Source organism: Streptomyces sp. NPDC043854, assembly GCF_056436005.1.
In genome coordinates, this window is record NZ_JBWKDK010000021.1 from 61,209 (window position 1) to 73,396 (window position 12,188).

9 protein-coding genes are annotated in these 12,188 nt (G+C 75.4%); 4 read left to right on the plus strand and 5 right to left on the minus strand.

The genetic code is table 11. The annotated features are described in order from the left end of the window. Positions 1-37: 37 nt before the first annotated feature. Complete coding sequence (locus tag AC068A_RS20340; RefSeq protein ID WP_478586727.1) at positions 38-778, minus strand: maleylpyruvate isomerase family mycothiol-dependent enzyme; 741 nt, start codon at positions 776-778, stop codon at positions 38-40. 37 nt (positions 779-815) lie between these two features. On the opposite strand from AC068A_RS20340, the gene AC068A_RS20345 reads away from it, so the two are divergent. Further along, positions 816-1,490, plus strand: a complete 675-nt coding sequence (locus tag AC068A_RS20345) for an alpha-ketoglutarate-dependent dioxygenase AlkB family protein (protein ID WP_478586729.1) — start codon at positions 816-818, stop codon at positions 1,488-1,490. A gap of 109 nt (positions 1,491-1,599) precedes the next feature. Then, positions 1,600-2,871, plus strand: a complete 1,272-nt coding sequence (locus tag AC068A_RS20350) for an ROK family protein (RefSeq protein WP_478586731.1) — start codon at positions 1,600-1,602, stop codon at positions 2,869-2,871. A 169-nt stretch (positions 2,872-3,040) separates the two neighbouring features. Here AC068A_RS20350 and AC068A_RS20355 read toward each other — a convergent pair whose 3' ends face one another. After that, positions 3,041-3,700 carry an ATP-binding protein gene (locus AC068A_RS20355; protein ID WP_478586733.1) on the minus strand — a complete coding sequence of 220 codons (660 nt, stop codon included), beginning with the start codon at positions 3,698-3,700 and terminating at the stop codon, positions 3,041-3,043. 197 nt (positions 3,701-3,897) lie between these two features. Here AC068A_RS20355 and AC068A_RS20360 point away from each other — a divergent pair, with 197 nt between their 5' ends. Continuing rightward, positions 3,898-5,034 carry a PLP-dependent cysteine synthase family protein gene (locus tag AC068A_RS20360; protein WP_478586735.1) on the plus strand — a complete coding sequence of 379 codons (1,137 nt, stop codon included), beginning with the start codon at positions 3,898-3,900 and terminating at the stop codon, positions 5,032-5,034. A 379-nt stretch (positions 5,035-5,413) separates the two neighbouring features. Continuing rightward, positions 5,414-7,948, plus strand: coding sequence for a hypothetical protein (locus tag AC068A_RS20365; protein WP_478586737.1), 2,535 nt, complete (start codon positions 5,414-5,416; stop codon positions 7,946-7,948). On the opposite strand, the gene AC068A_RS20370 is transcribed toward AC068A_RS20365, so the two are convergent. From AC068A_RS20370 to AC068A_RS20380, 3 genes are all read right to left on the minus strand, one after another. Further along, complete coding sequence (locus AC068A_RS20370; RefSeq protein WP_478586739.1) at positions 7,899-10,376, minus strand: right-handed parallel beta-helix repeat-containing protein; 2,478 nt, start codon at positions 10,374-10,376, stop codon at positions 7,899-7,901. The two genes, AC068A_RS20365 and AC068A_RS20370, sit on opposite strands and share 50 nt — an antisense overlap. Before the next feature lie 147 nt (positions 10,377-10,523). Then, entirely contained in the window at positions 10,524-11,126 is a 603-nt protein-coding gene (locus AC068A_RS20375; RefSeq protein ID WP_478586741.1) for an Rv1733c family protein, read from the minus strand. A gap of 131 nt (positions 11,127-11,257) precedes the next feature. Next, entirely contained in the window at positions 11,258-12,082 is an 825-nt protein-coding gene (locus AC068A_RS20380; RefSeq protein WP_478586743.1) for an MOSC domain-containing protein, read from the minus strand. Between the last annotated feature and the right edge of the window lie 106 nt (positions 12,083-12,188).

Consider the following 12,188-nt stretch of genomic DNA (forward strand, 5'->3'; position numbering starts at 1 on the left):
CCTCGCCGCCTCGTTGCCGTGCCGTCGGACAGGTGTGTCAGATGCCGGCCGTCTCCGCCCAGAGGCGGGCCAGCGCCTCGTCGCCCGTCACGCCGGGGCCGGTCAGCGGGAGGCGGTTCCACAGGGCCGCGTACAGCCAGGCCGCCTCGCCCGTCACCTCGCAGTCCGCCGGGCCCGCGTCGCCGAGCACCGCGCGGGGCGGCTCCTGCGACAGGTGCACGCTCCACACCGCGCCCGTGTCGGCGGCCCGGATCCGCAGCACCTGCGGCTGCTCGGTCCGCACCCGGCTGCGCGGCCGCGCGTGGAAGCCGGTCAGCAGCTCGTCCACGCCGTCCTCGGCGAACTCCGGGGCCACCGGGGCGAAGGCCGTGCCGAGCGCCGTCTCCGCGTCCATGCGGTGGACGGTCGTCTCGTGCGCCTGCCGCCGCGCCCAGAACGCCAGCGGCGACGGCGGGGCCGTCGGCAGGAACGTCCAGCACTGCACGTCGGCCGGCGCCTCGGTCAGCGTCCGGACCAGCGCCGCGTGCCCCTCCCGGAACCAGGCCAGCAGCTCGGCGCCGACGAGCTCGGGCCCGTCGGGGATCGGGGTCGGCTCCACGACCGCGTCCTGGACGAACGAGGCCGCCCACCGGTGCACCGCCCCCGTGTGCCGCAGCAGATCGGTGATGCGCCAGGTGGGGCAGCTGGGAACGATGGTGTCCATGCCGGCCCGTTCGGCCGTCTCGGCGAGCAGCTCGCCTTCCCGCTCCAGGGTCTCGACGTATTCGGTGATCTTCATGCGGGCAGTGTCCCAGCCGAGCCGGGACAATGGGGCCATGAACGGGGAACTCTTCCCGCGCGAGCGGGCCGAGATCGCCCCCGGCGCGGTGCACGTGCCCGGCTGGCTCGGCCCGGAGCGCCAGCGGGAGCTGCTGGCCGCGTGCCGGGTGTGGGCGCGCCCGCCCGCCGGCCTGCGCACGGTCCGGACGCCGGGCGGCGGGACGATGACCGCCCGCCAGGTGTGCCTGGGCCTGCACTGGTATCCGTACGGGTACGCCCGCACCGCCGTCGACGGGGACGGAGCCCCCGTCAAGCCGATGCCCGACTGGCTGGCCGAGCTGGGGCGGGAGGCGGTGCTCGCTGCGTACGGTGCCGGACGGGGTGGGCTTCCGGCGGGTGCCGCCTATGACATTGCGCTGATCAACTTCTACGGCGGGGACGCGCACATGGGCATGCACCGCGACGCCGAGGAGAAGTCCCCGGCGCCCGTCGTCTCCCTCAGCCTCGGCGACACGTGCGTCTTCCGCTTCGGCAACACGGAGTCGCGGGGCCGCCCCTACCAGGACGTACGGCTGTGCAGCGGGGACCTGTTCGTCTTCGGCGGCCCGGCCAGGACGGCCTACCACGGGGTGCCGAAGGTACTGCCCGGGACCTCCCCGCCCTGGCTCGGGCTGACCGGGAGGCTGAACATCACGCTGCGGGTCGGCGGGCTGGAGCTGCCCCCGGACTGACGGGCGGCGTACCGGGTACCGGTCGGCCTGTGGCCGGGACCGACCGGTGATCGACCGGTGATCGACCGGCGGCGCCGCGCAGCCCGCGGATCATGCGAGGATCGCTGTCATGAACGGCAACGGGGCCCCGCGGCGGGTGGGGGACGGGACGACGGCGTCCACGGCAGCCGCGGCATCGGCGAAGACCAGGCTGGAGCGCGGCCGCGGCGCCCTCGGCCCGGCACTGGAGCTCGTCCACACCGGTCGGGCCCCGACCCGAGCGGTCCTGACGGCCGAGCTCGGCGTCACCCGCGCCACCGCGGGGGCCGTCGCGGCCGAACTGGAGGCGCTCGGGCTGATCCGCGTCGACTCCAGCCCCGGCCGGGCGGGCGGCGCCCAGGGGCGTCCCTCGCACCGGCTCGCCATCGACGAGAACGGCCCCGTCGCCCTGGCCGCACAGGTGCACCCGGACGGCTTCCGGGCCGCCCTCGTCGGTCTCGGCGGCCGGATCGTGGCCACCGCCCCCGGCAAGATCACCGTGTCGGAGGATCCGGCGCAGGTGCTGGGCGCGGTCGTGGAAGCCGGCACCGCGCTGCTCGCCGAGACCGGGCGCCGCTGCATCGGCGCCGGGCTCGCGGTTCCGTCGGCCGTCGCCGAGCCGGACGGTACGGCGCTCAACCCGCTGCACCTGGCCTGGCCGGCAGGTTCTCCGGTACGGGCCATCTTCGAGCAGTGCGTGAAGGCCGCCGGCATCGACGGCCCGGCCCTGGCCGGCAACGACGTCAACCTCGCCGCGCTGGCCGAGCACCGGCACGGCGCGGGCCGCAGCGCCCAGCACCTGCTGTGCGTGGCGACCGGGCACCGCGGGGTGGGCGGGGCGCTCGTCCTGGACGGCCGTCTGCACAGCGGGAGTTCCGGCCTGGCCCTGGAGGTCGGCCACCTGACCGTCAACCCGGAGGGGCGGGCCTGCCACTGCGGCGGCCGCGGCTGCCTGGACGTGGAGGCGGACCCGCTGGCGTTCCTCACGGCGGCGGGCCGTACGCCGGGGCCGGAGGTGTCGCTGCTGCAGCAGGCCCGCGACCTGCTGCGCGAGGAGTACGCGCAGCCCGCGGTACGGGCGGCTGCGGAGGAGCTCATCGACCGGCTCGGCCTGGGCCTCGCGGGCCTGGTGAACATCCTGAACCCGGACCGGATCATCCTGGGCGGGCTGCACCGGGAGCTGCTCTACGCGGACCCGGAGCGGCTGCGGGCCGTGGTCGCCGACCGGAGCCTGTGGGGGCGCAGCGGGGGAGTGCCGATCCTGCCGTGCACGCTGGACCACAACAGCCTGGTGGGGGCGGCGGAGCTGGCCTGGCAGCCGGTGCTGGACGACCCGCTGGGGGCGCTCGGGGCCGCCGCGTAGCCGGGGCGCCAGGGCCGCCGGGCGCTGGGGCCGCCGGGGCGCCGGGGGTGCCGCGCGGCCGGGGGCGGGCCGGTGGGGGCGGGGGCGTGCTGTGCCGCCCCGAGCCCCCTGGGCCGCCGTGCCGCCGCTGCTGTCGGGCTCCCGGTCAGGGAGCAGGGCGGCGGGGGTGTCAGCCGGGCCTGATCGCGGTGGTGGCGGCCGCCGACAGGCCCACCGGTTCGGGGTCCGGGACCACGGCGAGGGACACGGCCGGGGCGGGCTCTCGTACGGGCGTGGAACGGCTGCGTACGGGGCGCGGGCGGGTCGGCGTCGCGGGGGCGGCCCGGAGCGAGAACCACACCACCTTGCCGGGGCCGTCCCCCTGGGGCCGGGCCCCCCAGGCCTCGCTGACCGCCTCGACGAGGGCGAGGCCGCGCCCGCAGGTCTCCAGGGTGTCGAGCAGGCCCGGCAGGTCAGGCAGGTGCGCCAGGTCCCGCAGGTGTGCCAGGTCGCGCCCGTTCGGGGTGTCGGGGGCGTTCTGGGCTGCGTGCCGTGCGTCCGGTGGCTCCGCGAACGCCGCCCGGCGGACGGGGAGCCGCGGATCGCTGTCGTACACCGAGACCGTGAGCCGCCCCAGCCGCAGCTCGATCTCGACCGTGCATCTCTTGTCCGGCTGCGCGTGCCGGTGGACGTTGCTGAGGAGCTCCGTCACACCGAGCGCAGCCCGGTCTATGAGCGGATCCAGTTGCCAGTGGCGCAATTGCGCGGAAACGATCCTCCGGATCTGGCCGATCCGGGACGGCAAGGCCTGCAGTTCGACTACGCAGTGCCTGCGTGAGTGACTTATCACGGCTGCGACTCCCCGACATGAGTGTTACGGGTGCTGCACCCTCGGTAATGCCCCACCAGGGTCACCCACGGTGCCCGGCGATGCAACCGAACGCGATCGAAAGCGATCCGCATAGATACTCAAAGCGACTGTTTGTGCAGGTGGGAGAGGTACATTGCGAAAGCAGGGGGCAAGGAACGCACGAAGGAGCAAGGCGCATGAGCACCACCCGTACCTCCGGTACGACGGCTACGACGATTGACGTCGACCGCAGCGACGCGGAGTACCGCTCCTGGCTGAAAGAAGCCGTCCGCAAGGTGCAGGCCGACGCGAACCGCTCCGCCGACACCCACCTGCTGCGCTTCCCGCTCCCCGAGGAATGGGGCATCGACCTCTACCTCAAGGACGAGTCCACGCACCCCACCGGCTCCCTCAAGCACCGCCTCGCGCGCTCGCTGTTCCTGTACGCCCTCTGCAACGGCTGGATCCGCCCCGGCCGCCCCGTCATCGAGGCCTCGTCCGGCTCGACGGCCGTCTCCGAGGCGTACTTCGCCAAGCTGATCGGCGTCCCGTTCATCGCGGTCATGCCGCGCACGACCAGCCGGGAGAAGTGCCGGCTGATCGAATTCCACGGCGGCGAATGCCACTTCGTGGACGACCCGATGAAGATGTACGAGGAGTCGGCGGACCTCGCAGCCCGCACCGGCGGCCACTACATGGACCAGTTCACCTACGCGGAGCGGGCGACGGACTGGCGGGGCAACAACAACATCGCGGAGTCGATATACCAGCAGCTGCGCCTGGAGCGGTATCCGGAGCCCGCGTGGATCGTGGCGACGGCCGGAACCGGCGGCACCTCGGCGACCATCGCCCGCTACGTCCACTACATGCAGTACGACACCCGCGTCTGCGTCCCGGACCCGGAGAACTCCTGCTTCTTCGACGGCTGGACCAACAACGACCCGCACGCGAGCAGCGATTGCGGCTCGCGCATCGAGGGCATCGGGCGGCCGCGGATGGAGCCGAGCTTCGTGCCGGGCGCCATAGACCGGATGATGAAGGTGCCGGACGCGGCGAGCATCGCCGCGTGCCGTGCCCTGGAGCAGGCCATCGGGCGCAAGGCGGGCGGCTCCACCGGTACGGGCGTGTGGAGCGCACTGAAGATCATCTCGGAGATGGTGGCCGAGGGGCGTACGGGCAGCGTCGTCACCCTCTTCTGCGACCCGGGCGACCGCTACCTCGACAAGTACTACTCGGACGAGTGGGTCGCCGCGCAGGGCCTGGACATCGCCCCGTACGCCGAGACCGTCGAGAGCATGCTGGCGACCGGCGTCTGGCGCGAGCCGGGCGCATGACCCCCGGCTGACGCCCGGTCCGACGCCCGGTCGTCGGGCCGTGGGTGGTCCTGCGGCCGGGTGGCGCCCGTCCGCGATCGTCAGGGCCTCGAAGGTGAGGCGGACCGGGGCGGTCTCGGTGAAGTCCAGGCCCACCGGGCGGAGTCGGCGAGCCGTGCGGGTAACTCCTGGGTGCGGGTGCGGGTGCGGGTGCGGGTGCGGGTGCGGGTGCGGCGTGCCGGAGGGTGGCGCTTGCGCCCGAAGGGTAGTTGAGGATCCGTCAGGCACCTGCGGTGCGCCCGTGCGCGGATCGCCCGTACAGGGGCTATGCGTGCGCTTCGGCGCGCGGGATGCTGGATGCAGGACCTGCGCTGATCCCGCCCCGCGAGCGGAGGCCGCCGTGCCGGACATCCCCCAGCCCCCGCACCCCCTCGCCCTCGAACTCCTCACCCCGCCGCGGCCCCCGGCCCTCGAACTCCGCGTCCACGGAGTCCACGGCGCTGCCCCCGAGGAACTGCTCGACGACCCGCGCACGGTCCGGGTCACCGGCGACGCGACCGCCGCCGTGTTCCGACGCGCCGCCGACGCCGATGCCGAAGCCCACCCCGAGCGGTACGCCGGCCGGCCCGTGGTCGAGGCCTACTGCTGGTCCCGGCTCACCTCCGGCAACGGCTCCCGCGCCCTGTGGCTGCTGCTCCTGCCCTTCATGGTGGTCAACCTCGCCCACTGGGCCCGGCCCGCCGCGCCGCCGGCTCCCGAGGGCGAGCCGCCGCCCCGCGCGGTCCGGGCGTACGGGGTGCTCGTCCGGCTCCTCGCCCTCAGCCTCACCCTGCTGCTGATCGCGGCCGCCTGCGAGGTCGCCCTCGACCTCCTCGCCTGGCAGTGCGCGGGCAACGCCGCCTGCACGGCCTCCCGCTCCTGGCTGCGGTTCGCGGAGCCCGGCGGCTGGTGGGGCCAGCCCGGGCGGCGGCTCGCGCTCGGCGCCCTGGTCCCGGCCGCGCTGACCGGGCTGCTGTGGTTCCTGTCGAACCGGACGTGGAGCGCGTACGAGTCCCAGACCCCGCCCCAGGAGGCAGCCGGAGCAGCCGCCCCGGGGCCCGACCCCGCCGCCACCGTGCCCGCCGCCCCCGACCCCGCCGCCGCGTTCGCTCCCGCGCCCGCCCTCGGCCGGCCCGGGTTCTGGTACGGGCGGCGGATCGTGGCCCGGCTGCGTGCCGCGCATACCGCCGCCGGGCTGCTCACCGTCGCCGCCGCGGTCGCCGCACCCGCCGCCCGCTACGACCGCCGCGCCGGCACCCCGGCCCTCGAAGCCCTCGGCTGGGCCCTGGAGGTGCTGCTCGCCGCCGGGGCCGCCGCCGTCGCCTGGGTCGTCTGCCGGCGCGGCCGTACCGAGGTCCGGGCCGACCACCGCCTCGACCGGGCCGCCGTCACCCTGCTGCCCGGTGCCGCCCTCGCCCTGCTCGCCGCCGTGCTGCTCCACGCCTCCTGGTCACGCCCCGGCTGGGCCTCCTCCGGCCGGCTGCCCGGCGACTTCGCGTTCGGGCTGCTCATGCTCGGCCAGGGCGTCCTCGTCCTCGCCCTCGCCGTCGTCGCCGTACGCCTGTACCGCCTCGCCCCCGACGGGGCGACCGCCCTGCGCGGACTCGGCGGGCCCGCCATCGCCATGCTCGGCTGCGCGCTCGGCGGCGTGATGTCCGGCGGGGTCGCCCAGTGGGTCGCCGGCCGGCTCGGCGGCGGAGCCACCCCGCCCGTTCCGCCCGTGCTGCTGTCCTGGCAGGCCGCCGTCCTGCCCCCGCTGCTCCTCGTACTGGCGCTGCTCGCCGCCGTGTTCGCGGTGCGCGGCGCCCGCCACCGGCGGCGTCTCGCCGCCTGGGTCGCCGCCGAGTACCCGGGGGAGACCCCGGACGCGGACCGCAGCCGCCGCATCGCCGGAGCCCGGGCCGCCGCCGCGCTCACCGACTCCGCGCCCTGGTTCGTCGCCGCCGTCTCCGGGGTCACCCTGCTGCTCGGGGCGGGCGCCCTGGCCGGGGCGTGGCTGAGCGGACGGGTTCCCGGCGAAGCCGCCCGCGGCAGCCACCCGCTCCTGGAAACCGCCGCCCGCGCGGCACAGGACGCCGGCTCCTGGCTGATCGGCTTCGGATTCCTCCTCTTCGTCACCTGGGGCCGCCGTGCCTACCGGGATCCCGCAGCCCGCCGCACCATCGGCGTGCTGTGGGACGTCGGAACCTTCTGGCCGCGCGCCGCCCACCCCTTCGCCCCGCCCTGCTACGCCGAGCGCGCCGTGCCCGACCTGACCTGGCGGATGACCGCGTGGACCGGCCGCACCGGGGGCCGCCTGGTGATCTCCGGGCATTCCCAGGGCAGTGTCCTCGCGGCGGCCGCCGTCTGGCAGCTCCCGCCGCACGCGCGCCGCCGCGTCGCCCTCCTCACGTACGGGTCCCCGCTGCGCCGACTCTACGGGTGCTGGTTCCCGGCCTACTTCGGCCCCGGCCCCCTGACGGCCCTGCACCGGCAGGTCGACTGCTGGCGCAACCTGTGGCGGGCCACCGACCCGATCGGCGGTCCGGTCATCGCCGATCCCGCCGAGGACGTGGACCGGGGCCCGCTCGCCGACCCGCTCGCCTACGGGCGCAGCGCGCGGCACCCGCTGCCCGCGCCCGTCCTGGGGCACTTCGACTACCCGTCCGACCCGGCCTTCGCGGCCGAACGCGACGCCCTCCTCGCCCGCTTGGCCGGCCCGCCCGGACCGGGCCTGCGGAAGGCCCCCGACCAGCCGGCCGCGCCGGACCGGTTGGCCGCACCCGACGAGCCGGCCACACCGGACCGGCCGAGCCTGTCGGCTGCCGCGGACACCCGGTCCGTGCCCGGCGTGCCGGCGCCCAGGGTCAGCACGGAGCCGGCAGCGCCGGCAGATCCTCCGGAAACAGCAGAGTGAGCTCGTCCGTCCCCGCGTCCGCCAGGTGCGCCACCCGCCCCGCGTGCCGCTCGACCATCGCCTCGAACGTCTGCCGCGCGGTACGGCCGTTGCCGAACGCCGGGCCCTTCGGCAGCTCCGTGAAGTACGTCAGCAGCGCCTCGGCCGTGCCCTCGCGGAGCCGGTACTCGTGCTCCTCCGCCTGCTGCTCCACGATCCGCAGCAGGTCCTGGGGCCCGTAGTCGCCGAAGGTGATGGTCCGCGAGAACCGGGAGGCCACCCCCGGGTTCACGGTGAGGAAGCGGTCCATCTCCTCCGTGTACCCGGCGACGATCACCACGACCGCGTCCCGGTGGTCCTCCATCAGCTTCACGAGCGTGTCGATCGCCTCGCGCCCGAAGTCCCGGCCCGAGTCCTCCGGCGCCAGCGCGTACGCCTCGTCGATGAACAGCACCCCGCCGCGGGCCCGTTCGAACGCCTCCTGGGTGCGGATCGCCGTCGACCCGATGTGCTCGCCGACCAGGTCCACGCGCGACACCTCGACCAGGTGGCCGCGTTCCAGGACGCCGAGCGAGGCGAGGATCTCCCCGTAGAGCCGGGCCACCGTGGTCTTGCCCGTGCCGGGGGAGCCGGTGAAGACCAGATGGCGGCGCACCGAGGCGGCCTTCAGGCCGGCCTGCTGCCGGCGCCGCCCCACCTCGATCATGTCGGTGAGCGCGCGCACCTCGCGCTTGACGCTCTCCAGGCCGACCAGCGCTTCGAGCCGTTCCAGGACCTCTCCGGACCCGCGGAGCTCCGCCGTACTCCGGTCGGCCCCGACCGCCGGGCGCGCTCCGGACGCCGCCGCTGGTGCTGCCGCGGCCGGCACGGCCGGACCCGCGTGAGCCGGCGCCGCTCCGCCGCGCTGCCCCGTGAGCGTACGGACGCTCAGCCCCTCCCCGGCGGGCGCGCCGCCGGCGCCCGGCCGGGCGGCGGGCCGGGACGCGGACTCGTCGGAGGTGCAGCCCTCGGCGACCGGGCCGTCCTCGGCGAACTCGTAACCCCCGCGCACGCAGCGCTCGGTGTGGCAGCGGGTCAGGGTGGCCCGGCAGCCGTCGAGGATGTGGAAGCCGAAGCCGGAGCTGCCGGTCACCCGGCAGGAGTCGAAGCTTCCACGGCCGCCGGCCGACACGTAGAACCCGGCCTCGGCAGGGGAGGCGACCGTGCACCGCCGGACCGAGGGATCGGCCCCCTTGGTGACGATCACCCCGGTCTGGACGGTGTCGACCGTGCAGTCGGCCAGGGTGCCGCCGCTGCCGTGGTCGCGGAACCAGGCACCGGTTCCCGCCTCCCGGATCCGGCAGTCCTCGACCTGCGCGGTCGCCCCGTCGCTCACCGACACGGCCGTGTTGCGCACCTGGAACAGGTCGCTGTCGACCACGTCCGCCCGCGAGCCCCGGTCCAGTACGAACACCGCGTCGGGCACGTCGTGCACCCGGCAGCCGTTCAGCGAGACGGTGGCCCCGTCGCTGATCCACACTGCGGGATAGTCGCCCGTGCTGTCGTGGATCTCGCAGGACTCGGCCTCGACCCGGGTGCCCGGATCCCACACCGACAGCCCGTTGCGGCCGAAGCGGTGCACGGTGGTGCGGGCGAGGGTGAGCACCGAACGGGCCCGCAGGTCCACGGCGTTCTCCGGGATGTCGTGGATGTCGCAGCCGGAGAGGTCGAGGACGGCGTCCGTGTCGAGGGTGACCCCGTCGGCCGTGGTGCGGTGCACTGCGCAGTCGGTGAGGCGGGCCGCCGCACGGGCGGCGATCTGCACACCCGTCCCCTTGATCTCGAACACCTCGCAGCCCAGCGCCTCCAGCCCCGAGCCCTCGCCGGTGACGGCGATGCCCGCGCCCGCGGCGTGGTGGATCCGGCACCGCTCCAGACGCGGATGACCGCCCCCGCGGACGGAGACCCCCGCCTGGCCGGCGGAGACGACCTCGCACTCCTCGAACACCCCGCCGCCGCCGTCCAGTACGGCGATCCCGACGCCCGTCGGGTTCTCCACCGTGCACCGGCGCACCAGCGGCCGGGCCCCGCCGCGCACCTCGATGCCGGCTGCCGAGCGCGTGCTCACCTGCAGGCCTGCCAGCTCCGGGGCGCCCGCCTCGACGAGCAGGGCGGGGGCGGCCCGGTCCTGGCCCTCCAGGTGCAGGTCCTGGACCACGGCCGAGGCGCGCAGGGTGAGCGCGACCCCGTCCGGCGGGGCGATCCGCACCGACCCCGGCGCACCCTCGGGCCCGCGCAGCGTGACGGCGTGGTGCAGCACCAGGTTCTCCCGGTAGGTGCCGGGAGCGAGGGTCAGCACGTCCCCGTCGCCCGCTGCGGCGAGCGCGGCGGCCAGCGTCGGATACTCACCCGAGCGGCGCCGCCACCGCGAAGACCCGCCGTGCGTCAGCTGGACCGTGCCCTGTGCCATGGTGCTGTCGTGCCCCCGCCCTCGTTCTCGTCCTCGCCCTGCCGAACCGGCCGAACCGGCTGAACCCGCCGGAGCCGCCCGCTGCGGCTGACGCCAACCGCTCCGGCCGCTCCACCGTAGCGCGCGGGGAGCCGATGGGAGGCCGGCTCAACTGCCTGCGCCCGCCCGGCCCCAGTCCGGTCCCGCCGCGGCCCAGGCCCGGTCCAGGAGTATGTACCGCCGGTGCACGAGCCTGCGTACGACGAGCCTGCGGGCGGTCTCCGCCAGCGCCGCGGCGCTGGCGGCGGCGGCCAGGCCCACGACCGCCGCGTGCGCGCTGGCGGAGCCTGGGTCGAGCGGACGGGTCACGAGACGCCCGCGCAGGTCGGTCCATATCCGGAACCGGTCGCCCGCCCGCGGCGGTTCCTCGGCCGCCGGCACCGTCCCCTGGTGGCTGCTGCCGTCCGGCGCGGTCCAGGACGCCACGATCTGCGTACGCTGCGGGGCCTGCCGCTGCGGAGCCGGCTCGCCGCCCGCGCCCTCGGGCGCCTCGGCGGCGGCCGGCCGGACCACCACCGCCGGGACGAGATACCGCTCCTGCCGCTGTTCGCGCGCGGCCCGCTGCAGCGTGCCGTCCACCCGCAGGCCCGTCACACAGCCGACGGCCGGGGCCACCAGCAGGACGCACACCAGCGCGGCGAACGACACCCACGCCTCGAAGAGATCAGTCGGCCGGCGCAGCGGATTGCGCCGCCAACGCCACACACCCATTGCTGTCCACACGGTCCGGCACCCCCTGCCTCCGTCTGCCTCAGGCACGTTCCGGATGATCCAACGGCCTTCTCGCGACGGTTGGTTCCAGGGATCCGCCAGAGCCCCCCGAAGGTGTCATTCCGGGAGAGTCACTCCAGGACGCGGACCTCGTCGCCGACGCGCACGGTTCCCGTCCGCACCGGCACCAGCTGCCGCCCGAACGCCAGCGACTTGCCGATCCGCCGGTGCCGGGCCAGGGTCTTCAGCGGCTCCTTGCCGCGCTCCGCCGTCCTCTGGTCGGTCGTGGTGACGATGCACCGCCCGCACTCCCGCGCCCCGCGGAAGACGGCGTCGCCGATCGCGATGCGCCGCCACCCGTCCTCCGCCCAGGCCTCGGCCCCGGCGACCACCACATTGGGACGGAACCGGTTCATCGGCAGCGGACCCTCCTCGGGATGGTCCCCCTGCGCGATCAGCGAGTTGAGCGCGTCCAGCGACGCCAATGTGGTGAGCAGCACCGGATAGCCGTCGGCGAGGCTCACCGTCTCGCCGGGCAGTGCGTAGTCGGGGTCCACCGGACGCCGTACGGCAGGGTCGTCCATGTGCACGAGCCGTACTGGAACCCCGAGGTACGTGCCGAACCAGTCGGCCGCGGCGCGCGCCGCGACCACCAGCTCGACCTTCTTGCCGAACACCGCGACGGGCTCCAGCGGCCCCGGCTCCGGGACTTCCACGACCAGCTCGGCCATGCCCGGCGCCGACAGCGCGACGCCGCCTCCCTCCAGCGGACGCGCCGAGGCCAACGCCAGGCGCGGCTGCTGGCGTTGGGTGATGACCATGCCCTCGGTGTCGACCAGAGCCCAGCGCCGGTCCGCGGACAGGCCCCAAGGCTCCACGACCACCTCGTCGGGAGCTGTCCCCGCCACCGACTTGACGGGATGGACGTGGAGCGCCTGCACATACGAGTTCGACATGGGGGCATCCTGTCAGGCGCCCCTCGGCCGCCCCAGCGGGTAATCGGCGGCCCGGGCCGGCCCGTCAGGACCGGAGCCGGGCCCTCAGGACCGGAACCGGCCCCTG

Coding starts and splice junctions, on each gene's coding strand:
- AC068A_RS20340 (WP_478586727.1), bottom strand. CDS start 778: ATGAAGATCACCGAATACGTCGAGACCCTGGAGCGGGAAGGCGAGCTG.
- AC068A_RS20375 (WP_478586741.1), bottom strand. CDS start 11,126: ATGGGTGTGTGGCGTTGGCGGCGCAATCCGCTGCGCCGGCCGACTGAT.
- AC068A_RS20380 (WP_478586743.1), bottom strand. CDS start 12,082: ATGTCGAACTCGTATGTGCAGGCGCTCCACGTCCATCCCGTCAAGTCG.
- AC068A_RS20370 (WP_478586739.1), bottom strand. CDS start 10,376: ATGGCACAGGGCACGGTCCAGCTGACGCACGGCGGGTCTTCGCGGTGG.
- AC068A_RS20350 (WP_478586731.1), top strand. CDS start 1,600: ATGAACGGCAACGGGGCCCCGCGGCGGGTGGGGGACGGGACGACGGCG.
- AC068A_RS20360 (WP_478586735.1), top strand. CDS start 3,898: ATGAGCACCACCCGTACCTCCGGTACGACGGCTACGACGATTGACGTC.
- AC068A_RS20345 (WP_478586729.1), top strand. CDS start 816: ATGAACGGGGAACTCTTCCCGCGCGAGCGGGCCGAGATCGCCCCCGGC.